We start from the raw sequence: 22,913 nt of genomic DNA, 5'->3' as shown, positions 1-22,913 counted from the left end.
GATGAAGCGGCTTTTCCAGTCAACGTAGGAGGTGGATCATGTCGGCGAAAACGCCAACATCTCGCTGGTGTATCGCCATCACTTTTGGCGATGAAGAAAATAATGGATTCGTCACCCTGGGTGGTGCCGCCTGTAACACGCAGGTCGAGTGGGAACAGCACTGGCAAGCCATCCTGGTATCCCCGCTGAGTTCAGACGATCCGGCCATGCTCGTTGCGAACAAGTTCGATCAGGACGGCGAACGGGTCGAAGAGCAGCGTATCAGCGCCGCCACCGCCGAGCGAATGTTGGGACGGCCGCTGGCCGAGTTGTTGAAGAGAGCCCAGCGAAAACATCATTCCCCTTGGGCCCAGTCTTGAATGTGAGATAGGTCGGGAAAACGACGGGGTTTCGGGAGAACATTCAGGGACGGCGCAAGGTGTTGGTTGGCCGAGTTGATGGTGACCTGTGACTGAAGGAGAGGGGGTCGTCGTTACGGGAAACAAATGCCCCTAACCGGAAGCTGCCCGTTAGCAAGAAAAGCTGCCCCATTCTGCAATGATCGATAAGGAATTGCTGCTCTCCTAGGAGCGTTGTGCCGACTGATTGAGCAGGCCGAGCACGACGCGACCGGATAAGTGCGCGGCGTTACGCGCAACGATCGCCTAGTCATTCACGCTCCCAGTGTTGGTTTGACGCAGGGGCGGCCGCTCGCTCGAAGAGGAATTGTCCGTATGCCGTGCTCTCCCACCCAGATCCCCCTTGACCCGCTGACGGTCGACGTGCCCAGCGCGACCCTGCACACCACTTGGGAGCGCGAGCTGCACAGCATTGGCGAGCACCTCAATGTCCCGCGGATCCTGCACCATGTGGCCCACGCCCAAGGCTTTGTCTGGGGCCTGTATGCCGGCGAACTGATCAGCGCCGAGCAACAGCGGGTGATGAATGAGGCGGTGCAGCGGGCCGAGCGTGCCGCTTTTCGGCGCGTAGCGGAGGGCAAGCCATGATCGGCGCGGTGATTCAACCCCTCCCCAGTGAAAACCCTGGTCAGTCAACACGGGATCCATGAAACGGTGGTCGACCGATTACGTGGCAATAATTAGCAGTGGACTATCGTGGCACAAGTTGAAAGCGCCCTATAAGGGAAGCTTCCAACTTGACAGCTCTGCAGAGAGTCTGCGAACCGCAAACTTCACCAAAAGGCCAATACGTTTCAGAAGGGAAGCTCTGCCATACCCATGATCGACGACGAGTCCCTGCGGCCTTACCTGGAGGCGGTACGGGCCCACCCCGTGCCGCGCGACTCGCGCTGGTTAGTGCCTTGAAGGCCCCCCAGGCGCACATGCCGCAGCAAATCGCCGCCTTCACACGGAACTATACGCTGGCCGATCTTGCGCATACCGATGCCTGTAAAGAGCTGGTTTGGCAGGTGAGCGAGGCGGGCGAAGGGGAGGGTGATCCGTGACGAGTACGCTGTTTATGCAGCAAGCGTGGCCACCGCCGACAGGCTGGCCCAGACCCGGCAGTTAGCGCCGCGAGCGCACTGGGATCAGCTGGCCGATGGGTGATCGGCGTCCAACAATGGTTATCGCTATTAGTCCAGCTGCCTCGCCGATCCGGCTTGGCCACCGGTGAGGGCGGCCTGCTCCAAAGTCACCAGACGGTCGTACCACTGCCGATCGATGGCGGTGTACAAGCGATCCGCTTGGGCGACGGAGATGTCCCGCCGCTGTTCCAGGCCGGCGACAAAATCCCTCGCATCGTCGCGGGCCTCACGCGCTGCCTTGCCATGCTCGGCGCCGCGGATCCGGTTGAGCCAGGCATTGGCTGGGGCGTCGACTACCAGCGGCAGCCCCAGTTCGGCAACTAGACTGACGCGTGGGACGACAGGCTTAAGGTGGTGTCGATTCATCTCAGCAACCCCCAGTCACCGTGCTCGATTTGCAAAAGCAGCCAGCCGCTGCCACGGAGGGTGCGCTCATCCTCGAGCAGGTGGGCACCGAGGGCTTGGCTGTTTGCCAGTTGCAGCTGCACGTAGTTGGCGTGATCAGGGGCATGCAGGACGCCGGCGAACTCTAAACAGGCTAGGTGGACCGCGCCGTGGCGGGCGAGGACGATGGTGGGGGCGTGATTGAGGTTGACGACTGGGTCGCTGCCGAGGTGGCGCACCGAGACGGTGACCTGGGCGGGATCATGGTAGGCATAGGCCATAAAGGTGTTTCCTTGGCGAGTAAGAATAACTCACGCAGCGTAGACCACAGTACGGGGGGGCACAGTCTAGGGTGGTCGGTTGCCGCCGATGGGTAGGCGGATTTTTTGCCGCCCGTCCCGGGAAAGGACGCACGCTCTCAGAGCACTTGCTATGCCCAGGCAGCATACGCTGCGGTTTCTATTGAAGACAATCAGAGGACTGCAACAACGCATCTCCAAGGCCATCGGGCGGCATGCTCTACCGTTGAGCGGTAAAGGGGACGACACAAACACCGGCATAAATAGTCCATGATTGCCGCGCAATTACGAATCAGCAACAAAATGGCTGCCTGAAGATCTCTACTTGGCGAGCCAACACAAGGAAGTCAAGCCGATGAAATTAAGTTCAGGTCTACACCCCGGCCAGGCCAGCAAGGTCATTAAGGAAGAAGGCTGGAAGCTGATGGCGGTCCCCGCGTGAGCAATCGTGAGGCACTGCCATTGATGACGGTGATAGCACGCCAACCCCAAGCGTTGAATAACGGCACACAGACTGGTACCCAGGTAAACGGTCGCTCGGGTGCGTCTTTTTGGATGACAAACTGAAAGGACTCTTCCCATGCCAATGATTGACACCGAGCACCTCAAACACGCCTTGCACCCGTACTGCATGCCCAAGCGGCCTATCAGCTATGCCGCGGTAAAGGCGGCGGCGCCGATGAACAAAAGCGTGGCCCTGGACAAGGCCAAGAAGGCGCAACACGTTTACCACGACGCGTGCCGACGACTGTGTAGCAATGTCCGACAGGCAGTCGAAAACGAAGAAACCGTCGCGGTATTGGTGCGCCGTATGGGCTAACCGGAAAACTTTTCCGATCTTGAAAGGCCCCCCGTCGTCATGAGTAAGCCCCCGATCTCCGCCCGGCGCCGCTGGCCGAGCCGCTGTCTGTCGTTACTGATAACACTGTTTATGTTCAAACGGATCCCCTCTTTGTCCAAGCAGGTGGTCGTTTGCTTCGTCACGGATGGCCGAGAAAGACGCTCAAATGTCGCTCGCTGGCACCAGTCAGCGTGGAAATTTTGGTCTAAAGGCCCTGGGCAAAATGGACAAAAGCAAAGGCGTTTTCGCCATAGGCGATGCAGCGTAACCGCGGCTTTTGGTTGAGCCTACTCCTGCGTGACAAACGACATCGGCCATGACCCTCGACAGTGTATGAATTCCGCAATTCGTAATAGCCGCCGCAGTGCTTGCGGCAATGCATAATCCCTGCCGATCAACCAGGGCAGGCCCAACCCCTCAGTTTAGTCATTGGCCACTTGGGCGCCGAGGGGACTGAGTCGCTGAATTTTTCGTGTCGCACGGCGGCTGAAAAGATCGGGCTGACGTGGCGTCGCACACAGTCCAGTGGACGTTGAAGGTGGCACTCAGATAGCCAACTTTGGCAAAAAGCCAGTATTGTCGAACAAAATTGTTAGGGCACACTGCCACCTCACACCAACAGGGATGGACGCGCGATGGATCAGCGCAGGCAACTGGAAACAGACGTTTTTTTAAATCTCTTAAAACCGGCATGGATGGGCTATCCCTTGCAGGGCCGAGCCCATCTTTGTCAGCGCTCGTTGTTGGCCACCGTGAGCACCGGCCATACCGATGACCCCCATGAGCACGACGCTTTCTCGATCGCTTCAGGACAACCTCAAGCTGCGGTTCTGGACGGTCGCGAACGGCTGTGCCAGGTGTTTCGCTCTTTTGGTTATCCCTGCCAGCTCGAGGGCGGCATTTTTCAAGGTAGTTGTCGCGTCAACCGTTCAACTATGCCGCTCTTTTCTCGTCCTGCTGCTCCCGATCCGGATTCAGCATCACCGCTCCTATCGGCTCCCAGTTCCGCGTCTGGCCTGACCAACGTTCCGGGCTTTTCTTGCGCGCTCGCTGGTACAGTTCATGCCGCCGCGCCAGGATCTGGTGGTCCAGCCCTCGATGCCGCTCCGTCGGTGTCACGAAGCGGATCCGGCTATGCCGGTGCTCGTTGTTGTACCAACGCATAAAATCTCTCACCCAAGCGCGTGCGGCGTCCAAGCTGGCAAAACCCTCCTGCGGCCATTGCGGGCAATATTTCAGTGTTCTAAACAGCGACTCCGAGTACGGATTGTCGTTGCTCACTCGCGGTCGGCCACGGGACGGCGTGATGCCCAGGTCGTACATCTTGCTCAACAGCGTCAGCGATTTCATCGGCGCACCATTGTCCGAGTGCAGCACCAGCGGCTCGCGTAAACACTGCTCGCCGATCACGCTGCGTTGCAGCAGCGCAGCGGCTTTTTCGCCGCTTTCTTCTTCGTAAACTTCCCAGCCCACGGCCTTGCGGCTGTAAATATCTTCGATCAAATACAGGTAGTAGTACTTGCCACGTATCGGCGACGGCAAATACGTGATGTCCCACGACCACACCTGATTGGGCGCTTTGGCGACATGCGTCGTCGGTGCCGCATGCCGTCTGGGTCGCTGGCTACGGCCCCGATGATGTTGCTGGCCGGCTGCACGCAGGATGCGATAAAACGTCGCTTCCGACGCCAGATAACGCCCCTCGTCAGCCAGCCTCGGTACGATCTGACTCGGCGGCAAATGGGCATACGCCGGGCTGTTACACAGCGTCACGATCGCTTGTCGTTCGATCTCGCTCAACGCATTACGTGGCGTGGGCCGCACGGTGGTTGTGCGGGCATCGGCTTGAACATCCTCACTCTGCGTCCATCGCTGCAAGGTTCTGAGCGACAGCCCCACCTCCTGGCACGCTCTGATTTTTCGAGCACCGGCCACGATGGCTTCGATCAACCAAGCCACCAACAACTGCCGTTCCGGCAAAGAGGTCAGGTGTCCTCGTTGTCGATCCCCCAGTAATCGTTGAGCTTTTTTCGCAGCACCAACAACGCGGCGGTCTCGGCCAGCGCCTTGTCTTTACGCAGCAGTTCGCGCTCAAGTTGCTGAATACGTTTCTTGTCCTTGCGAGACTGTTCGCGGTCGACCTTTTGTTGGTTCTGAACACTCTGCTGCCCCGTGATACAGGCTTGGCGCCAGGCGCTGACGTGTTCGGGGTACAGACCTTTTCGTCGGCAGTACTCACCCAGTTCGAGCTGCGACAGACCGGCGGTTTCAAGGACGACAGCGAACCGGGCTTCAGCAGACCAGTTCTCGGGGAGTGGCTTGTCTTCAGGCACTGCGCTTCCTTCAGAACTGACCTTCTTGCGCCAGTTGGACAAAGACATTTCGCTAACCCCTTCACGCCGGGAAACCTCGGCCATCGTCAGGCTCAGCGGGGGAAGCAGCATCTTGAGTAATGCGGCTTTGCGTTCAGGTGAATAGTACGGCACGACCAGTCTCTTTCCGCCCCCGATATGCTTTTTCAGGAAAATTCGGAGAGGCGACAACTATCCTGACACCGGGGGAGGGGAAGAGCTGATCAATCGAGGGCATGTCGTTCAACGATCGGACCCCCCCACAATGGAAAAGACCCTACATGGAATGTATTGGCAAAGTCCTGGCCCTCATCGGTCTGGCGTGTGTGCTTATGGCCTGCAGCGATACGGAGAATAACTCCGCCGTAATGAGCGGTGATACAACCTTAAGTCGCCCAGTGCTGAATCCGGGAGAGCGGGTTGGCATCAACGTCAAACAAGTGAAACGAGTGGTCTCTAAGCGCAACATCCTTGGTGAGTCCACGGTCTCGATTGTGATGGGATCGAACAGTCCAAATCTTTTTGAGCTCACCCTGCTGCGTTCGAACATCCGAACGGGCTATTCAGTTAACAGCGAGCGCTTTAGTCGTCCTGAGATTTTACTGAGCACGCTCTGGTATGGCAGCCGATTCATCCAATCGAATCAACATCGCACCGCGGTGAATTTGACAATGGAATCCATTAACTCCCAGGAGGCTGTGATCCATGTTTCCGGAACACTCGTCAACCCCGCGACGGGTGAGTACCTGACCTTGTCGCCGTCGATCATCTCCGTACAAGGGGCCTATCTAAAGGAGTTGGTCGCTGAGAAATAATGTTTTTGGTTGGGCCTGCGAGAAGCGCAATCGGATTTAGCTAGGCGCAGCGGCTGTCCGCCATGTTGTCCATGACATCACGCGGAACAATCCCCCACTGGAAAAAGCCTGGGTCGGAATTAAAAGAGCCAGGCCGACCGTATCCATCACCGAAATGGATGTGCCGAGCCACACTCGCGCCCCGCGTGCAGACCGAGCCCGCGCCCCGCACAAGCTTATGTTGGTGCTTCGCGGGCTGCCCAGCCAGCGATGGCCGCGCACCGTGGCGTAACGAGTCGCCGTGCTCAACCTGTATCGGCGATGGGTTTGTGCCGGATAGCAACTGAACTGTTCAAGGAGAAATAGCGATGTTGATATTGTCCCGCCGCTCAGGCAAAGCCGTGATGATCGGCGATGAAATTGTTTTTCAGGTGCTAGGCGTTGATGAAAATCAGGAGCACGTAACAATCGGAATCGAAGCTCCAGTGTCTATCCAAGTCCACCAGCAGGAGGTCTACAGCCGCATTAATGACCGCAAGCCAAGCGTCGTCATCTCCCACAAACCCAGGGTTCGGGTCTTGGTTCGGGGTAACCCCTAGACACTACCGACGCATAGAAAACTTTTCCGCCAGAAAGACTCCCGCCATGCCGATGATTGACGGTAACGAACTCAAGCCCATTACGAGCTGGGTCAATGAGTGACATCCTCCCCTGCATGGATGAGGGGGCTTCCCGCTGGTACGGATTGAGTCCCATCGTATCCCCTGTCTCATTGATTTTTAGAAGTGGAAGCACTGGTACCCGGATCATGAAAGCTGATGCAGTCGCGCACTCCCCAGAGAACTGGGCGACCCGACCCAATGATCCAACGTGGGTATTGGCAAAAGCTGGCTGGAAGTGAATCAGTACATCGTGAAAAAGCTGATAAGTGGGCTGATCGTGCTATTCACCGTCGTCATGGCGCAGCGCAAAATAGGCGCTACGCCATTCCCTACGCTAGCTGGCAAATGTTCATGGCTGCAACCCGGCAATACGTTTTTCACTAAAAGGACTTCCCCATGCCGATGATCGACACCAAACCCCTCAGGCACGCCCAGCAACCGGAGGAGCAGGCCGAAGCGGCTTATCATGCGGCTTACACTGCCGTGAAGGCGGCGACCGCTGTGGACACAGGCGCGGCTATGGACAAGGTCAAGAAGGTGCAACATGTTTATCATGACGCGTGTCGGCGACTGTGCAGCGATGTCCGCCAGGCGATCGACATCGAAGAAGCCGTCGCGGCGCTCGCGCGTTGGATGGAGCTGACCGAGGACGACAAGGATGTCGCCTCACCAATAATGAACAAGGACGCTGACCATGGACAAACCTACGCTCGTAACGCTGTATCCGTGCCACTTCCATCGTTTCTGTCAGGGTTACCTGGATAACGCGCAACCCCTGCAAGGCGACCTTTGTCCTGACTGTTTCGCCAAGATCGACGACGGCTATGAACAGGCTGAGCTGCAAGAACAGGCCGATCGGCAGGACGCTCAAGAGCAGGAAGAGGCCGGGGGGAGGAAGGGCAAAGGATTCCTGCTATGCCGATGATCGACAGTGAGCGATTCAAACATCATTTGATCACTGCGAAAGACGCCAGGGCAGCGTGGGTCGCGGCCACTAATGCGTTGCTGGCCGTCGACCGGTACGACCGCTTAGCCTGGGCGAAGGCCCAGAAGCACAACGAGCAGATGCTTAACGCGTACAACAGTAAAGCTCGCGATGTGACGACCGTGATGCAGTTGCTACTTGAGCAGGCCGAGTATTATGGACCCAGCCTGGGTAAGACAACATGGGGCGAATAACGATTCGAATAGAAAGGCCCCCTCATGGCCCTGATCATGGGTACCTATCCCCTGCCGCCCATGGCCCAACAAATGGCGGCGTATAAGCGTGACTATCGAGCGGCGGATCGGGCGCACGCGGATGCCTGCGAGCGGCTGGCCGGGCTGGTCATTGAAGCCGTGGAAGGGGAGGGTGGTGTGTCGTGTTCGCCATGAGTTTAAACACTACGCCTGCTAATTTTGGCATACATAAAATTGCTGGGGCGCAGCGGGACTGGGTCAGGTTGACAGTCCCCGCACGGACCAATCAGCAACGAAAAGGAACCCTTATGAGTTTGATCGTAAAGCCCGAGGTCATTAGCCAGCATCTGGAAGACATTCGTAAAGACATCAACACCGAAAGGGTGAAGTTCCAAGGACTGGACCTCTATCGGTGCGGAATGGTCGACGGTCGTTTAGACACGTTGCTGTATCTGGAACTGATCAGCATCGAAACTTTTGAGGAGCTGATGGCGCTGGGTGAGGAATGCCAGACGATGGACGCCCAAGAGTAGGCCGCCATAACAGTCGGATTTCGAGTAACGCCGCTTACGTTCAAAAGGCCCCAACCCCAGCCCAGTGAGGAGGCCTTTTCTTTTGCCTGCGAAAACCACCATAGTCTGGTGTACCACACCCTCAGATCAGGATTACGCACCGAATCTCCAGCACGGCCTACAATCGGTGCAACGTACCGGAGCGGCCTGTTAGCAGGCTTTTGCTTTGCGAGATGGCGGCGGTCGACAACGGCCTGGCTCTGGACAGGGCCGTGGCGACGCTCGCGTGCCGTATAGGCTGATCGAAGGCGACAAGCCACCGCGTCTTAATTACAAACCACAAGGAAAGTTACATCATGGATGAACCCACTCCGCTACAACTTATTCCCTGCCGCTATTATCGCTTTTGCCAAGGTCATCGGGATCCTGCACAACCGGCGAAAGGCTCATTGTGTCCTGACTGTTTTGCCAAGATCGATGAGGGCTACGAGCAGGTCGAGATGCAAGAGCAAGCCGATCAATTGGCGGCGCAGGAGGACGCTGGACATGCTTAGGGTGAGGGAATCGAAGCCCGAACTGATGGGCGGTACAGTGCCAAGTGGCGAAATCAGCCGTCAGCGCCTCGATGCCGCTCTTGGGTCGATCGAGGTGGCCAAGACGGCGCTTGAGGTGGGTTATGCCGCGGCCTACGCGGTCGGCTTCAGCGATGCCTTGCATGTGGAAAAACAGATTTGTCACGACGGCGTGCGCCGCTATCGTGAGGATGTGCACACGCGCTGTACGCGACGGCTGGCCGCGTTGGAGACCTTGCCCAGCGCCAAACGCCAAGGGTAGGGCGGCGCTCGACTGATCCTGCGGCGGTCCTATCGCAAAGGGGAGATGCCTGGCTGCAGCTCTCCCCTTTTTAATTGAATGACTCGGGAACCCCGTCCTTGCAGGAGGACGCATACTGTTAAGGCTATGGTTGAGGTCGTGATCGCTAATCATCCAAAAGGAATTTGTATGCCCCATATGCACCAAGGCCCGGCCCATGTCACGCTTTACGCCGGCCACTCTGGCCTGGAAGCTCTCGACATTTTGAATGAGGCGGTGAGCATTACCCTGACTGCCAGCGCCCTCCTCGACGTCGCGTGCTTGGCTTTTGCCCAGCCGTTGTTCGGCCCTGCACGGCCGCATTACGTGCGGGTGATGTTGCCCAGCGGCCTGGCGGTGGCAGGTCCCATTGTCCAGCGCAAGTATCAGCCGGATGGTAGTGGCTGGCTAACATTCGAGGTGGAAGAAACCAACCTGGGATGGACGTGATGCGTACGCCTGACTCTAAGAGTCGTGCCCACAGGCGACGATCCTGTTTCCACCCTGTTGCTGTTGCTGTTGCTGTTGCTGTTGCTGTTGCTGTTGCTGTCGCTGGTGATCACCGGGACGGTCAAAGCTTGGCTTCGTCGGGTGCTCAGGGCTGAGGAGTTCAGGGGCACGCACGAATCCCGCGTCGACGCCTCAGCGTTTGTTACCGGACTGAAACGACGACAGGACATCACCCTGGCCCAGGCCGGTCTGTTGTGTGCTGCGGTCGTCAACCAGTGGCGCAAATGCCTGCTGACTCTGGACATCAAGGTTGCGCTCCTGAGGACTGCTCATGAACGATCGCCCAAGCCGAACGCAGCGAACCACAGGCGCAGAACAGGTTTTAGGCGGTGGGGGTAAGGGGGCTTGTGCAACTTTAGCAGTGCCTGGGCCGCTTCAATGACGACATTCGGCCAGTTGGAAAAAGGGCCGCAGTACCTCCGGGAGGGCGTCGATTGGAAACCCGGGTAAATCCACACCAGGTCGTCCCTGGGACAGTCAGGGCATTCGCCAGCTCCTCCAGACTCACCGACCCCAGTCCAGGTCCAACCTGGGAGTAACAGCCAGTTGAGAGGACCTGCACGGACCGAGTGTTGTCGCAAACGCACGCCTGATGGGGTAAAAAGCGTAAGGAGTATAAGCAAACTCTCAAGGGCAGGGAGCCATCAAGGTCCAGCGGCGGCGTAGTTAAACGGTAAAAGGCTGCATCTCCAAGTCCCCACGAGACCACCATGGCCAAGCGTGGCGCTAACGCACAACTTGCCGTTTCCGGCGCAAAAAAAAGCCCGCCGATGGGAATGAGCGAGCTAAAAGCTTTCTTTCGGAATGCAATTAAACAGGATTTTTAACTCCCTCGACCGCGTGCTTCGCTGGAGACGAGACAGAGGCTACCAGACAATCTCCGCGGCGCCTGTAAAACGTCTATTGCTGCGTGTAACGGGAGGCGGAAAACCTCGTCCTTCAACTGAGCGCGAACCCATGGGTACGCCCTGTACCTGCCCGAAATCCGTGGGGCGTGGATCGTGCTCCCTTACAAGGTGATGATAAAAGCCGCCAACGCTACGATCGCCAAACCGGACGTAACCTCACCCGTCAAGGGCAGCAACACGGTCATGGACAGCACCGTCAGCAGGGTGGCGGCAAGCATCCATCCCACCCAGCGCGGCCCAATCATGTGCAACGCTCGGTAAATCGATAGCCCTGGCCACGCACGTTGTCGATCGGCTGGAAGCCGGTTTGGCCTTCAAGTTTACGCCGCAGACAGCCCATCAGCACTTCAATCACCTTCGGATCACGTGCGTCGTCGTTTGGCTGGAGGGCCAGCAAACTTTCTTCAGCCACCACTTCCCGGTGATGGCGCATCAAGTATTCAAGAATGCGGTATTCATACGCGGTCAGCGCCAGGGGCTTCTTATCGAGCGAGGCCTGCTTGCGATCGAGATGCAGCACCAGCGGTCCGGCGACCAGGGTCGGCGGAGTCAATCCGCTGGAACGGTGCAGCAAGACATTCAACCGAGCCTCCAGCTCATCGAACTGGAACGGCTTGACCAGGTAATCATCGGCCCCGGCGTCCAGACCTTCGACCTTGTCCTGCCAGTTACAACGCGCGCTGAGAATCAGGATCGGAAAACGCTGGCCGACGGCGCGTAGCTGGCGGATCAGCTCCAGGCCGCTCATGCCGGGTAAGCCGAGGTCGATCAGCGCCAGGTCGTGGTGGCCCAGCCCCACCTGGACCAACGCCGCTTCGGCACTGGCCACCGCCTCAACCGCATGGCCGCGCTTACTCAGGCAGCGTTGCAGTTGCCGGCGCACCAGCGCTTCATCTTCCACGACCAGCAATCTCATCACACGCTCCCTTCGGTGGTTTAAAACGCGTAGTTGGCCGCCAGGTAGGTCTGGGCGCTGCTGTTGAGTTTCATCGAACCCTGTTTGCTGCCACCGCGCTCATTGAGCTCAGTACTGGCGTTGGTGCGCAGGTAGCGGTAACCCAGTTCCACGGAGGTGTTTTGCGACACCTGCTGCAGTACACCAAGTTGCGCACCGACGGTGTACCCGACGTTGGTGTCGCGGCTAAAACCTGCCGATTCCTGGCTGACCTTGGTCAAGCCGGCCGAGGCACCGCCGAACAGTTTGGTGTCTTTGCCCACCGGCAAGAACAGGTCGTAGTTGCCCAGCAGGTTTTCCTGACGCTGTTTATTGGCATGGTGCGAGCCCGACACGTTGTCGTAGGTGGCGTAGTAACGGCTGTCGTCGCTTTGGCGACCGGCGCGCAGACCAAAGGTGTGGTCCCTGTGGATGATACCGTCGGCATTGGGGTGGTTGAGGTTGTCGTTCAGGGACTTGGATTTGCTGACCTGGTTGCTGGTCTGGCCGTAAGTCAGGCCGGCAAAGTTCTTGGTTTCGGCTTGCGCCGCGGCAGCGGTGCCCAGCATGGAGAAAGCCAACAGCATTTTTTTGAAGTGGGTCATGGGGAAGCTCCTGATGCGCGGATGGCGCTGAGTAGGGATGAAGCTAGGTTACGCCTCCCGTCCTGAACGCCCGCTGTACCCACGCTGTACCGCAGCTGAACCAGATCAAACGATTGTTTGAGGAGCCCATCACCGCCGCTGGGCATATACGGGGGGCACGGCGCAACGGCCTATTTTGACCGCGTGTATAAACTCCGCCGGTTTGGGCGTACCACCCCAGTCAATTTCTGCCAGGCTAAATATCTTTTTTAGCTTCGCTCCCAGTGGGCGCGGTACCCACTGCGATTTGTACCGTCCCGACGGTACAAATGCCCGGCGACTGCGATTACGGGTACTCGTTAAATGGTAATCCGTGCAGATGGCGGCGCAGAGGGATCCAAATGGCATTGATTTTTTTGGTAAATCGAGGTTCGCAACATGACCAAGGGACTGGCTTGCCAACGTTTCACGTCGATTCGATCCAGCATTGGGATCCGTTCAACTGCAACGGCATGTCAGATGGCCTAGTCACCTATCCTCGATGGTACTCGCTGAAGACTCCCCCGCAGCCGGTGCAGTATTGAGCCCGTCAATATTCACGCAAATACACTCTCTAACTCTGCAATGTCCAGCGATTTCAAGGTCAAAAGTATTTGAACCTGACTATCACGCATCATCCAGCGTTGACGTGCCTGGGGCGTTTTGGTGTCCAACGGTACATAGACTACACCGCACTTCAGTATGGCAAGTTCACTGACAATCAACGTGGTAAATCTGTCCCCAATAATCGCTATATGGGTTGCGGTCTTAGCTCCGCCACTGCGCAGGAAACGGGCTAATTGGGTCGTCTGCCGATTTAAGGTTTGATAACTTATGCAAGCCCCTTGTGCTCCACTGCAATAGCGTTGGGGCGCGCTTTCACCTGGGACTCGATACTTCATGGATCAACGATGTTGATCGCGTACAGGCCGCTTCGTCCGTATTGTCACCGTTGTGATAGTTCGCTTTGAACTTAGAAATATCTGACATTGCTTCATTCCTTACAACCCAAAGAGACTGCCAACTACAATAGTCGTCTTTTTAGCTGTTGGGCTTGCCTTTCTGAAAAATAACAATAATTCATTCATAGATAGGGCAATTCATAACAGGTGCCGGAATTCCATTATGATCATCAGTTTGATTGTTTCTGGCATGCAGGAAGTAAGTTTCGGCATGCCAGTACCTTAATGCGAGTGGCCTGCTGCGGTGTTGGCGGTGGCGCGCCCGTGTATGGGGTCGAGGGAGTGCCTGATCGAATTGATACGAATCATGGCAAAAGTCGCGACGCAGCAGCGGTTTTGGGGGCCAGGTCAACGGGATAAAGCCGTCCCGCGCAAGACACAGGACAAAGGAAACGGGCGGTCACGATGAGTGAAATACGCCGTCGGGGACGATTTACGGGTACGGGGCTGACTGAGGAGCCAAGTATTTTGGGGGGGGCGCCTGTGCCCCTGGATGGGGTGGTTGGCATTAAGCGTGGAGGTAGCGGTACTGGGCATCAAGCCACGAATGGGCGTGCTTCGTGACAGGCGGGCTTCTCCAAATCCGGGATGTTGTTTAGATAGCTACACTGATCGCTTGCGCCAATGTCGCCCCTGGTCTTAAACCGCCGAAATGGGCGGCGGCAGGGGCATCAGCTCTTGCTAACTTCGCAAGCATTCCCCTCACGATCGGTATAACTTGTACCACCGCACTGATTTCCTGAACCTTCTCTGACCCTGCATTTGGGGTAATAGTCCCATTCATTCATTCATTCATTCATTCATTCATTCATTCGTTTGTAAATCACGTCCTCTTAAAAAAGATGAACATTGCGAGTTGCGCGGGGGGCCTGCAGGTTATTGTTAAGAGTCGCCGGAGAAATGGCTAGCGACGGCTATGCAGAATCAAGTTGTCGTTCTGAGGAGTCGGCAGCCCTTATTTCGATAGCTTGCTAGCTTGTATGACCAGGCGCAGCACGAAGTCCCGCATTCTGATACAGACATCACCGAGGCCGGAGTGAAAGGGTCGACACGGTGCGACAGCCTCTGCAAAAGGAATGTGCACCGTGACGGACAGTGAAGGCGTGGATATCAGAGTGTTCGCAATTTGTGTGGCTTTTACGCTCGACAAAACAATTACAAACAACGCGATGGAGATTTACCTCATGGAAAGAATTACGAAATTCATGGCCATTATCGGCCTAGCGTACCTGCTGTTAACGTGCGGCCATGTGCCGAGACTGTCAATTGCCGGCAGCGAAGATGCTGGCGGGTATTCATTGTCGGTGCTAACTCCTGCCCCCAGCATTAGCTTCAATCAGGTAAAACACATTGCGCCGGCATTCAACGCGACCGGGGAGCCCACAGTATTCGTGCTGTTAAGCTCAGACGATCAGACGCTATTGGACGTCTACCTGCTGCGATCGGCCATCAAGGAGGGCTATTCGGTGCAAAGCCACCGATCGGATAGGCCCGAGATAGAGCTTAGGGCGCAATGGAAGGGCCGTCGATTCTCTCAATCGGCCGAGCACCCCACCATCGTCAACCTGACCATTCAGTCAATCACACCCACCGAGGCCGTGATTGATGTCTCTGGAACCTTGGTCAATCTCGCGACAGGCGCTTACCTGAGCGTGTTTTCGACGGGGATTCGTGTGAGTGGTGAAGATCTCAAAACGTTGGTGGGTGAGTTCTGAAGTCGCAATTACCAGAGGGTCCGGCCTGTGCCGGACTTTTCAGTTGTGGACACCACGACGGTTGGTATCGTGGACCTTGCACTTAGCAGTGGAGGTTGGGGCATGAGCATCCATTCAAACTACCACATCAAAGTGTCACAATGGATCATGCCGCCTGCATGGATCGGCCCTCAATGTGAACACCGGGAACATAACACCGCAGACGAAACACCCAGTTGTTGACGATAGTGGCTGGGGCTGCAGGCCGTGGAGGCTGGAGGTCATCGTCAGAGGGGCAAGGCAGTTTTTTTGTCGGCTGGGAGTGAATCGACCTGGCCTAGCCTTCGGTGCTGACCGACGCCGGCGCGCGCAATCAGCACCCCTCGCACAGCGCATCAAAAATGCAGCGGTCAGTTTTGGGTTACTCACGGGAAGCGCAATCTTTAATGGTTCCTGCTTTTTTGCACAGGTGTGACCTGCCACGGCGGAACAGTGGGTGGTCAAGCGGCCTCGCGGCGTAAAGAGCTCAACCGCGTCGGTACTCGCATTGAACGCGACATCACAACAGCGCTTCAAAAGACGCGATCAGGTCGAGCAGAGTGCGCGAACTCTTATCGAGGCCGGGCTGATCGAGCTCAGCGATCAAGTGAGTCACTTGTTCGGTGATCGCGCTCAGGCTTTGAAACTGTTCCATGCCGTGGATGGGCGGGCGCAACTGTCCGGCTTCGTCCCATGCCAGATGAATGTAAATGTCCAATGACTTCAGATTTTTGTGGCCGGTGAACTCCTGTACTTTGCGCTTCAATGTTTCCGTATTCAGCAGCGCTTCCTTGAAGTCGTTGAGTGTCCCGATTTTGCTGCGCATGATTTGCGCGACGAAGATCTTGGTGATGAAACGATGGCGGAACAAGTGCAGACTGACAGGCTCAGCAATGTGAGCCAGGGTGCGCAATTTTTGGATCTCAAAGGTGATGGTGTTGGCGCATAGGGGCCGACCGCTGGTCTCGCTGACAAACAGATAACCATGGTCAGGTTGCACTGTGAGGTGCTTGGCCATCAAAGGGGCGCGATGAACGTCCACATAGTCCTTCAGCAACTGGATATCCCGATCGCTGATCGGAATTTCCCGGTACGTCAGGCGGTCGTTGTGCTCAGGCGCATCGGCTCTCGGCGTTTTTCCCACTTGTTTGACCAGCAGCATGCGTAAATGCCCGGTTTTCTGGGCATGGGCCACCTAGGCCAGGGTCAGATGCTTCAGTTCCAGCCTTCGCCCCCCGGTCATCTCCAGTGTGCGGATCATCACCCGACGGCGTTCCCTGACGAAGGCGCTGGCCGTTTGATCACCGAACGCCGCGAGGCGCAGCCGTTTGATCTGCTCGGTGGTGACTGGCAAGCGGCGTGAAATCCTCGACTCCAGCGGCATGGCCACATGATGCAGTCCTGTACCCCGTATCTCGGTGCCGTCCGGCAACACCCGATCATACAGCTTACGCTGAATGCTCAGTTTAACCGGCAGGGCAAATGTGGTGGACAGGTAATGGATAAACTCAAGGCAGCTGCGAACAACGTTCAACGCCGGGTTTTGATTTCTGACGTGTGCTCCCTGAGCATTGCGCTGCCCCAGCAGACCGACCACAAAAAATGAAAACTGGACGTCGGTGATGGCCATGAAGGGGGTGTCGTTGGCGTAGGCAAATCGCAGAAGATGGCTCAGATTGGCCGCATAGGTGAGCAGTGTGCCCCCTCGCTCTGTGCGAGAGCGGCCCTGCTCATACAGGTGGAGCATCCACATGTTCGCTTCGATGCACTAGGCCCCGTCGGGCCAGCGGAGCGTGGGTATGGCGCAAGCGTCGGCGGTGATGGGTTTATGGTCAAGGCCGACGGAAAACGGCAGGGTCTGCGTTGCGCGGGTCAGCGTGTACAATTTTTTGAGGGTGTAATTAGTTTTGTGTAAACGGTCATTTGGCAGGAGACTGCCTACCCCAAGGAAATCCAATGACCGAGCCAAAACCCAAGCGCGCCAAACGAATCAAGCCTGATCCTGAGCTGGTTAAACTGGCCGACAGCCTGCTGACCAACTACAAAAAGCCTGAAGACCTCATCGGCGAAAATGGCTTGCTCAAACAGCTCACCAAGATGTTGGTCGAGCGAGCCCTTGAGGCGGAAATGACCGAGCATCTGGGTCATGGCAAAAGCGCGACGATCACCAACGCCGGCGCCAATGCCCGCAACGGTCACAGCGGTAAAACCCTGAAGGGCGACTTCGGCGAACTGCCGCTCGACATCCCTCGCGACCGGCAGGCGTCCTTCGAGCCGCAACTGGTCGCCAAGCATCAAACCCGCTGGACCGGCTTCGACGACAAGATCATTTCCCTCTACGCCCGGGGCTTGAGCGTCAGAGAAATTCAAGGTCACTTACAGGAAATGTACAGCACAGAGGTGTCTCCCAGCCTGATCTCGGCGATTACCGACGCGGTGAGTGACGAGGTCAAGCTGTGGCAAGCCAGACCGCTGGACGCGCTGTACCCGATCCTCTACCTGGACTGCATTCACGTCAAAGTGCGTGACGCTGGCGCCGTGCGCAACAAGGCGGTTTACCTGGCTATCGGCGTCAACATGGCCGGTCACAAGGAAGTGCTGGGCTTGTGGATCGCTCAAACCGAAGGCGCAAAATTCTGGCTGCAAGTGGTGACCGAACTCAAGAATCGGGGCGTGCAGGACATCTTCATCGCCTGCGTGGACGGCCTCAAAGGCTTCCCTGAGGCGATTGAAACGGTTTACCCAAAAGCCGTCGTTCAGCTGTGCATCGTGCACATGGTGCGCAACAGCTTGAACTTCGTGGATCACTGCATTTTTGAGCCTAATAAACGCTAAATAAATTCGTACTAATAGTCCATCAGGCCCCAATCCAAATGCAAGCAAGGCACACTGTATCTACATGATGATTCCGTGGGTCGTGCTAAAGTATAAATACAGTTGAGCAACACACCTCAAGATTGAGTAAGCGGTGGGAGAAAAAGCCAAGCCAACGGGCCATAAATATTTACCTTTTTAGGCGTAAACCTATTCACATTGTCGATCACTGCTGAAAAATATGCGACAAAGCAAAATCTTACGACAAAGAAAATTTCGGACAGGATTCACAAAGTGGTCACTACGCTTAGCGTACTGAAGGAGAAACATTCATCGGAATCGTAGTGTTTGTGTTCGAAGGTTGATCCGATTCCATACCTTTCAAGGAGAGATGGAGTGATAATTTTTCTAGATATCGATGGCGTTTTGCATCCGCTTTTTCCTCGAAGAGACCGGCCTGCCACGGAGTCTGCGCCATTTGCTTACCTCCCCAGGTTGTCGGCGGTTTTGCGTGATTACCCGAAGACGTATGTTGTCATCAGTAGCACCTGGCGTGTAAATCGCACCTTGAATGAACTAAAGTCTCTGTTTCCTTTAGATCTGCAAGATCGAATCATAGGGTCAACTCCAATTCTGGAGGACTCCCAGCGGCCGGGAGGACGAGAAGCCGAGGCATTAAGCTGGCTTGATTCTAATCCTGAACATACTAGCTGGGTTGCGGTTGATGATTGCGCAGTCTGTTGGTTTAGCCTCTCCAAACTAATCCTCTGCAATGACGGGTTTCGCAGGGAGGAAGAGGTGGATCTACGAGCCGCCATTAAAGACGAAAGCTAAGGTATCCGAAGTAGTGGGAGAGTTAACCTCAAATACGCCTACTACAATCTTATCGCCGTCTGTCATGAAGCTGGATCGCGAGCAAAATCCGATCTCCAACGGCTAAAAATGGTTACTAACTGCAATCGGTTTAATTCGCTTGGAGATTTTAGAATTGAGAGTTGGCAAGGCGCCGGAGTCAATGTAATGATATCCATTGTTTGTGCTGCAAAAAGTCGAATCGGTCTTAAAAAATAGTATCATTCGAGTTCCTTCAGGTAATCAGAGATCGATTCAAGAAGCTCACCAACTGGGATTATAGAAAAACCTGCCTTTATCTCATCTTGAGTCATTTTTATAGTCTGCCTTAGCGATGATATATGCTGACTACGTATCGCGGCGCTCGCGACTTCTTTTCGATTGGTTATATCTCCAAATGCTATTTTTATATAAGGGTCTAGAGAGCTTAGTCGTTTATGACCGGTCCACTGCTGTATTTCTTGCTTGAACGACTCTGTGTTGACAAGAAGGTTGCGAAATTCATCAGGATTTTCGAAGTTGTGTTGAAGTATTAACTTTATGAAATATTGGGTTATGAATCTATGTCGATACATGTGAGGGGACAAACGTTCATGAATATCAGCTGCGGTTGCAAGCTCAGATATTTCCTGGGTAATCGTATTGGCGTTTAAAGCTCCTCCGGTGTTAGAGTTAATAAGTAGAAAGCCTTCGTCTTTCATGCTTAATATTTTGATTTTTGGATTTCTATTGTATTCGATGTAAGAAGCGATAAATTTTAAGTCAGGTAAAGATATAGGCAAATATCTTGAGGCTGGTTTATTCCCACCTGTTTTTGCTGTTGGCACTTCGAGTCCCTTGCTTGGGTTGTTAAGTGCGGCATACACGCTACGTGTGGTTATTTTTACCAATTCTGATCTTCGGCAGCCCGTGTGTTCAAGCAACTTCAACATTACGAATCTTCGTTTGCGACGAAATAAATCGTCAGTCTTGGCAGCAGCCGAAACGATGGCTTTCGCATGGTTTTCGGTTATTGGAAATCTTTTCTTCTCAGGCGACGGCTTTGGAAAAGATCTGTGGTGCCAGTAATATTTTATGAGTTTTCGGGCTCCATTTGAAATGTCGATTTCAGCTCGTTTTTTCTCAGCTTTAATTACTCCGTTCTTGCCTACAAAGTTCTCTATTCCTTTGATTTTCCCTGTGTGAGCCAGTAAGTCGATACAGTTTCGCCCAATTGTTAATATTGTAGTATTGGAGCGGCTAGATTTGGTTGAGGTAATATTGTTTTTCTCGGATAACATTGACTGCATGAACAGAACAAATAAGTTGTCTGTCATTTGAGAGATGTCGATACTATTATTCCAGCAGTAGCGTAGGAGGTGGCTAATATTTCCAGCATAAGTTTTAAGCGTGCCTCCATTATTGTTTCTCGACAGGCCTTTTTCAAAGAGGGAGTGCATATAGCAGTTGGAGTAGTGGCACCATGATCCATCAGGATAGCGGAGCATGGGAATGTATGATGCAGAAATAGAAATGTAGTTATCGTCTGAGAGTATTGCAAGCGGAAGCTGAAAGTCGCTAGCAGTAAGTCGATATAATTTACGCATCACCTGCGGACCTCGGATGTTTTAAGAAAGCGTAAATTTCAGCGTGTTGCTTTTCGCACAATCGAATGTTGACCAAATCATTGGTCTTATTTGCAAAGCTTCTTGATTGCTCCATGCTTGACTGTAATGCTACTGTGTAATATAAGATTTCTTCGTTGAGAAGTTGGATTTCCCTTTTCAGTGTTGCTAGTTGGTCCTTTGTCTGCGGTTTTTTTATAGTTTTTGTGTCAGTGATAGCTAGTGACGCGACAGCTTTCAAAGCTGCAGATCTTGCTTGATCTAATGCTTCGAACCCACCGTTAAGATAAGTGTTAGCACGTGTTTTAAGAGTATTTAACGAGCAAGGGTAAATGTCACGCTCGGGTGAGGTGTATCTACAGAGCGTTGTCTGGTTTTTTAGAAACGGCCGAATAGCGTTCTCTCGAAATTTCTCACTGTTTTCGGAAACCATTACGAGTAAGGCATATAGATTCAAAACTGAGTCGATCTTTTTCTTCATGGTTTTTGCGTTAATTTCGTGACTATTTGATAAGAAAGTGATTCGCCACAATTTAAAAAATGTGGTTCCACAGTTATAGTGTTATCTTCAATGAGTGTCTCTAAATATGCTTCAACTTCTTGCATATCAAGCATCGTAAAATCTGTCGTTCCAAAGCGGGTCATCATTATTTCTTCTAGTTCATTGGTGACATCCTTGTCGCCTTGAGTTAGGCAGTCACTTACATATGCAGATTTGACTCCACGCAAAACCTCCCCTGGGGTCGACTCGGTAATATAGTTGTAAAGGTGTTCAACGTCGGTGTGTCCAAAAAACCACCGGAGGGTCTCAAGCCCACCAAAGGAATCGCCCCAAAAAAACATCATTGAGAAACCACGTCTTAATTGATGCTGACGTATATAGAATCGTTCATTTTTGCAGTTTTTAGGTGTTTCTATATAGTCACAGAAAAAGTCTAGGCTTCGGTTGTAACTTGGCGATCGTAGTCCGCTCCCTAAGCCTTTGGCGTGCCGGTCTGGAAAGGCAAACAAATTAGTATAATTGCCTATAACCTCGTTTTTTATTAGCGTTTTTTGAAACTCTTGTAGCGACTGAATAATTTGTACGCCGATACTTGGAATTGGCCTTTTCAAAATCTCCTTTTTTGATAAGTAACCAGACTTTCCGTTCTTAAACAATAGGTACTTTCTTGTTTTATCTAAACATTCAAAGGGTATGAGGTTCCTCAATTCTTCTTGTCGCCTAGCCATTAATAGCCCGACTACGATCTGCGCCGCTCCATAATAGACCCGTAGCAACTCCCATAATCCTTCGTTTTTTCGGAATCTGGTAAAGTATTCTTGGAGTTTCACTGTTCTTATTTTTTTTGAAAACTTTCGACCGGAAAGCATATTTGAACTTAAGGACCAGCATTTGACTCCTGCTTCAGCCAGTCTAGGGGATATCTCATTTTGCAGCGACCAAGTGGAGTCTTGGGTATTAACGCTTTCGCTATTATTCAATTGGGCGGTCATTACGGCGGCGGCTGACCTTAAGATATCATCCCCGTAGTCAATGATGAAATCGATAGCTTTTTGAAGGGATGGAAGTAATATGCTTGGCCTTAAGGTTCTGTACCGCGCGGTTTTAGCTAGGTTTAAGTGAGCAGTTAAGGTTTTCAGGCTCAGAGTACCCAAAGCGTGCGCAGGCGTATTTATACCTACTTCTGCTAGTCTAGTTACGGCCATAAACGAAGTGTAAAATCTTGAAAACTGTCGCTCACTCATGATGCTCTTGTTTTCCGAGCGCACGTTCACCGCGTTGTGCTCAGTAGATATTCCATCATACGGATCAAAGCTGAATTCGGGAATTGCGGTTTTTAGATTTCGGCCAAGTAAAGTGTTTTTGTATATATTCGATGCAAGTTTGGAGGTATTAATTGAGAATCTGTGCCCAGAGCTGAAGTTTGGCATATAGTAATCATTCTGGATTAGCCATATTTTTGATTTCTTTGTCTGGTCGATGGATAAACCTAAAGCCGGTTGGGGGACGTCTATAAGTGCGTAGATTTCGGGATATTTATATGAGAAGTCCAGTATTGATTCATCGTCTACCAGCTTGCTGGTATGTATAAAAAAATCCAAAGTTTTTGTTTTCCAGCTATATACGGCATCAATAATCTTGCTGGAAGTCGCTAAAATATAAAAAAAAGTTCTGACATCGTTTTCAGTTAGGCATTCTAGGCCAAATGTCGCGAGTTTAAATTTGTCTCCGTTCAGTATTAAGTAGTCAATGATGTGTATCGCCCTCCGTGTATTATTATATGCTGTAGCATCGCCCGGTGACACTCCTTGGTTTAACGAAGGTGTATTTTGAACCGTAATCCAATTTTTGAAGAGGAACAACAGTTCGCTATTGTTTTGATCCGTAAGGACTGAGCCGTTTTCAAGTTCAATTTGGAAGTCCACATCGAACTTTCTTCCTGAGCCGAAATCGAACGACCAAATTTTCGCATTGAAATCTTTTTTAAGCCATTGGCTGTTGAATTGCTCTGTAGTAAACGGGAACATTTCTTCTAAAAATGAAAGCGCCGAACCTTGATGATTTAAGGTCAT

General features: G+C 53.6%; 27 protein-coding genes and 1 pseudogene. 16 read left to right on the top strand and 12 right to left on the bottom strand.

The window, feature by feature from the left end; translation table 11 throughout:
- The first annotated feature begins 38 nt into the window (after nucleotides 1–38).
- The 3 genes from ACYZTX_RS29055 (at nucleotide 39) to ACYZTX_RS29045 (ending at nucleotide 1,444) form a co-directional block, all read left to right on the top strand.
- Nucleotides 39–359, top strand: a complete 321-nt coding sequence (locus tag ACYZTX_RS29055; RefSeq protein ID WP_462036898.1) for a hypothetical protein — start codon at nucleotides 39–41, stop codon at nucleotides 357–359.
- A 354-nt stretch (nucleotides 360–713) separates the two neighbouring features.
- Nucleotides 714–986: a hypothetical protein gene (locus ACYZTX_RS29050; protein ID WP_462036897.1), complete on the top strand. Its 273-nt coding sequence runs from the start codon at nucleotides 714–716 to the stop codon at nucleotides 984–986.
- Between the two features lie 335 nt (nucleotides 987–1,321).
- Nucleotides 1,322–1,444, top strand: coding sequence for a hypothetical protein (locus ACYZTX_RS29045; RefSeq protein ID WP_462036896.1), 123 nt, complete (start codon nucleotides 1,322–1,324; stop codon nucleotides 1,442–1,444).
- 129 nt (nucleotides 1,445–1,573) lie between these two features.
- On the opposite strand, the gene ACYZTX_RS29040 is transcribed toward ACYZTX_RS29045, so the two are convergent.
- On the bottom strand, nucleotides 1,574–1,891 hold the full coding sequence (locus ACYZTX_RS29040; RefSeq protein ID WP_462036895.1) for a hypothetical protein: 318 nt from the start codon (nucleotides 1,889–1,891) through the stop codon (nucleotides 1,574–1,576).
- On the bottom strand, nucleotides 1,888–2,190 hold the full coding sequence (locus ACYZTX_RS29035) for a hypothetical protein (RefSeq protein WP_462036894.1): 303 nt from the start codon (nucleotides 2,188–2,190) through the stop codon (nucleotides 1,888–1,890). The genes ACYZTX_RS29040 and ACYZTX_RS29035 overlap by 4 nt, the downstream gene beginning before the upstream one ends.
- A 598-nt stretch (nucleotides 2,191–2,788) precedes the next feature.
- Here ACYZTX_RS29035 and ACYZTX_RS29030 point away from each other — a divergent pair.
- Nucleotides 2,789–3,028 carry a hypothetical protein gene (locus ACYZTX_RS29030; protein ID WP_462036893.1) on the top strand — a complete coding sequence of 80 codons (240 nt, stop codon included), beginning with the start codon at nucleotides 2,789–2,791 and terminating at the stop codon, nucleotides 3,026–3,028.
- 954 nt (nucleotides 3,029–3,982) lie between these two features.
- On the opposite strand, the gene ACYZTX_RS29025 is transcribed toward ACYZTX_RS29030, so the two are convergent.
- Nucleotides 3,983–5,535 (bottom strand): IS3 family transposase gene (locus ACYZTX_RS29025; protein WP_462035392.1). Its coding sequence is split into 2 segments (ribosomal slippage): nucleotides 3,983–5,073 and nucleotides 5,073–5,535, totalling 1,554 coding nucleotides; the frame shifts between segments, so codons are not numbered across the junction.
- 146 nt (nucleotides 5,536–5,681) lie between these two features.
- Here ACYZTX_RS29025 and ACYZTX_RS29020 point away from each other — a divergent pair.
- The 9 genes from ACYZTX_RS29020 to ACYZTX_RS28980 all read left to right on the top strand — a co-directional run bounded on the left by ACYZTX_RS29020 (nucleotide 5,682) and on the right by ACYZTX_RS28980 (nucleotide 9,849).
- Nucleotides 5,682–6,215, top strand: a complete 534-nt coding sequence (locus tag ACYZTX_RS29020) for a hypothetical protein (RefSeq protein ID WP_462036892.1) — start codon at nucleotides 5,682–5,684, stop codon at nucleotides 6,213–6,215.
- Between the two features lie 347 nt (nucleotides 6,216–6,562).
- On the top strand, nucleotides 6,563–6,793 hold the full coding sequence (locus ACYZTX_RS29015; protein WP_462036891.1) for a carbon storage regulator: 231 nt from the start codon (nucleotides 6,563–6,565) through the stop codon (nucleotides 6,791–6,793).
- Between the two features lie 459 nt (nucleotides 6,794–7,252).
- Nucleotides 7,253–7,621: a hypothetical protein gene (locus tag ACYZTX_RS29010; protein ID WP_462036890.1), complete on the top strand. Its 369-nt coding sequence runs from the start codon at nucleotides 7,253–7,255 to the stop codon at nucleotides 7,619–7,621.
- Between the two features lie 150 nt (nucleotides 7,622–7,771).
- Entirely contained in the window at nucleotides 7,772–8,035 is a 264-nt protein-coding gene (locus tag ACYZTX_RS29005; RefSeq protein WP_462036889.1) for a hypothetical protein, read from the top strand.
- Nucleotides 8,036–8,059: 24 nt separating this feature from the next.
- Entirely contained in the window at nucleotides 8,060–8,230 is a 171-nt protein-coding gene (locus ACYZTX_RS29000) for a hypothetical protein (protein ID WP_462036888.1), read from the top strand.
- A 113-nt stretch (nucleotides 8,231–8,343) separates the two neighbouring features.
- Entirely contained in the window at nucleotides 8,344–8,568 is a 225-nt protein-coding gene (locus ACYZTX_RS28995) for a hypothetical protein (RefSeq protein WP_462036887.1), read from the top strand.
- 335 nt (nucleotides 8,569–8,903) lie between these two features.
- A complete protein-coding gene (locus ACYZTX_RS28990; protein WP_462036886.1) occupies nucleotides 8,904–9,101 on the top strand; it encodes a hypothetical protein in 198 nt (65 codons plus the stop codon).
- On the top strand, nucleotides 9,094–9,381 hold the full coding sequence (locus ACYZTX_RS28985; RefSeq protein ID WP_462036885.1) for a hypothetical protein: 288 nt from the start codon (nucleotides 9,094–9,096) through the stop codon (nucleotides 9,379–9,381). The genes ACYZTX_RS28990 and ACYZTX_RS28985 overlap by 8 nt, the downstream gene beginning before the upstream one ends.
- A 168-nt stretch (nucleotides 9,382–9,549) precedes the next feature.
- Nucleotides 9,550–9,849, top strand: a complete 300-nt coding sequence (locus ACYZTX_RS28980; RefSeq protein ID WP_462036884.1) for a hypothetical protein — start codon at nucleotides 9,550–9,552, stop codon at nucleotides 9,847–9,849.
- Nucleotides 9,850–10,041: 192 nt separating this feature from the next.
- On the opposite strand, the gene ACYZTX_RS28975 is transcribed toward ACYZTX_RS28980, so the two are convergent.
- The 4 genes from ACYZTX_RS28975 to ACYZTX_RS28960 all read right to left on the bottom strand — a co-directional run bounded on the left by ACYZTX_RS28975 (nucleotide 10,042) and on the right by ACYZTX_RS28960 (nucleotide 13,276).
- A complete protein-coding gene (locus ACYZTX_RS28975) occupies nucleotides 10,042–10,182 on the bottom strand; it encodes a hypothetical protein (RefSeq protein ID WP_462036883.1) in 141 nt (46 codons plus the stop codon).
- An 876-nt stretch (nucleotides 10,183–11,058) separates the two neighbouring features.
- Nucleotides 11,059–11,733: a response regulator gene (locus tag ACYZTX_RS28970; RefSeq protein ID WP_462036882.1), complete on the bottom strand. Its 675-nt coding sequence runs from the start codon at nucleotides 11,731–11,733 to the stop codon at nucleotides 11,059–11,061.
- 20 nt (nucleotides 11,734–11,753) lie between these two features.
- On the bottom strand, nucleotides 11,754–12,356 hold the full coding sequence (locus ACYZTX_RS28965; protein ID WP_462036881.1) for a hypothetical protein: 603 nt from the start codon (nucleotides 12,354–12,356) through the stop codon (nucleotides 11,754–11,756).
- 575 nt (nucleotides 12,357–12,931) lie between these two features.
- Nucleotides 12,932–13,276 carry an AMP-binding protein gene (locus ACYZTX_RS28960; protein WP_462036880.1) on the bottom strand — a complete coding sequence of 115 codons (345 nt, stop codon included), beginning with the start codon at nucleotides 13,274–13,276 and terminating at the stop codon, nucleotides 12,932–12,934.
- A 1,145-nt stretch (nucleotides 13,277–14,421) separates the two neighbouring features.
- On the opposite strand from ACYZTX_RS28960, the gene ACYZTX_RS28955 reads away from it, so the two are divergent.
- On the top strand, nucleotides 14,422–15,051 hold the full coding sequence (locus tag ACYZTX_RS28955; protein ID WP_462036879.1) for a hypothetical protein: 630 nt from the start codon (nucleotides 14,422–14,424) through the stop codon (nucleotides 15,049–15,051).
- Nucleotides 15,052–15,589: 538 nt separating this feature from the next.
- On the opposite strand, the gene ACYZTX_RS28950 is transcribed toward ACYZTX_RS28955, so the two are convergent.
- Together ACYZTX_RS28950 and ACYZTX_RS28945 are read right to left on the bottom strand one after the other, a co-directional pair.
- On the bottom strand, nucleotides 15,590–16,231 hold the full coding sequence (locus ACYZTX_RS28950; RefSeq protein ID WP_462036878.1) for a tyrosine-type recombinase/integrase: 642 nt from the start codon (nucleotides 16,229–16,231) through the stop codon (nucleotides 15,590–15,592).
- Nucleotides 16,232–16,264: 33 nt separating this feature from the next.
- On the bottom strand, nucleotides 16,265–16,822 hold the full coding sequence (locus ACYZTX_RS28945) for a hypothetical protein (protein ID WP_462036877.1): 558 nt from the start codon (nucleotides 16,820–16,822) through the stop codon (nucleotides 16,265–16,267).
- Between the two features lie 203 nt (nucleotides 16,823–17,025).
- Between ACYZTX_RS28945 and ACYZTX_RS28940 the strand changes: the two are divergent.
- Both ACYZTX_RS28940 and ACYZTX_RS28935 read left to right on the top strand, forming a co-directional pair.
- Nucleotides 17,026–17,871, top strand: a pseudogene (locus tag ACYZTX_RS28940) (IS256 family transposase); the annotation flags it as partial.
- 408 nt (nucleotides 17,872–18,279) lie between these two features.
- Nucleotides 18,280–18,717, top strand: coding sequence for an HAD domain-containing protein (locus ACYZTX_RS28935; RefSeq protein WP_462036876.1), 438 nt, complete (start codon nucleotides 18,280–18,282; stop codon nucleotides 18,715–18,717).
- Nucleotides 18,718–18,956: 239 nt separating this feature from the next.
- Here ACYZTX_RS28935 and ACYZTX_RS28930 read toward each other — a convergent pair whose 3' ends face one another.
- Genes ACYZTX_RS28930 through ACYZTX_RS28920 form a run of 3 tightly spaced genes read right to left on the bottom strand, consistent with a single transcriptional unit; the run spans nucleotide 18,957 to nucleotide 22,913 of the window.
- Nucleotides 18,957–20,321 carry a tyrosine-type recombinase/integrase gene (locus ACYZTX_RS28930; protein WP_462036875.1) on the bottom strand — a complete coding sequence of 455 codons (1,365 nt, stop codon included), beginning with the start codon at nucleotides 20,319–20,321 and terminating at the stop codon, nucleotides 18,957–18,959.
- Entirely contained in the window at nucleotides 20,314–20,820 is a 507-nt protein-coding gene (locus ACYZTX_RS28925; RefSeq protein ID WP_462036874.1) for a hypothetical protein, read from the bottom strand. Before ACYZTX_RS28925 ends, ACYZTX_RS28930 begins: the two co-directional genes overlap by 8 nt.
- Entirely contained in the window at nucleotides 20,817–22,913 is a 2,097-nt protein-coding gene (locus ACYZTX_RS28920) for a hypothetical protein (protein ID WP_462036873.1), read from the bottom strand. The genes ACYZTX_RS28925 and ACYZTX_RS28920 overlap by 4 nt, the downstream gene beginning before the upstream one ends.

The sequence above is a fragment of the Pseudomonas sp. MDT1-17 genome, from assembly GCF_054898105.1.
This window is presented reverse-complemented; position numbering and strand designations above follow the sequence as displayed.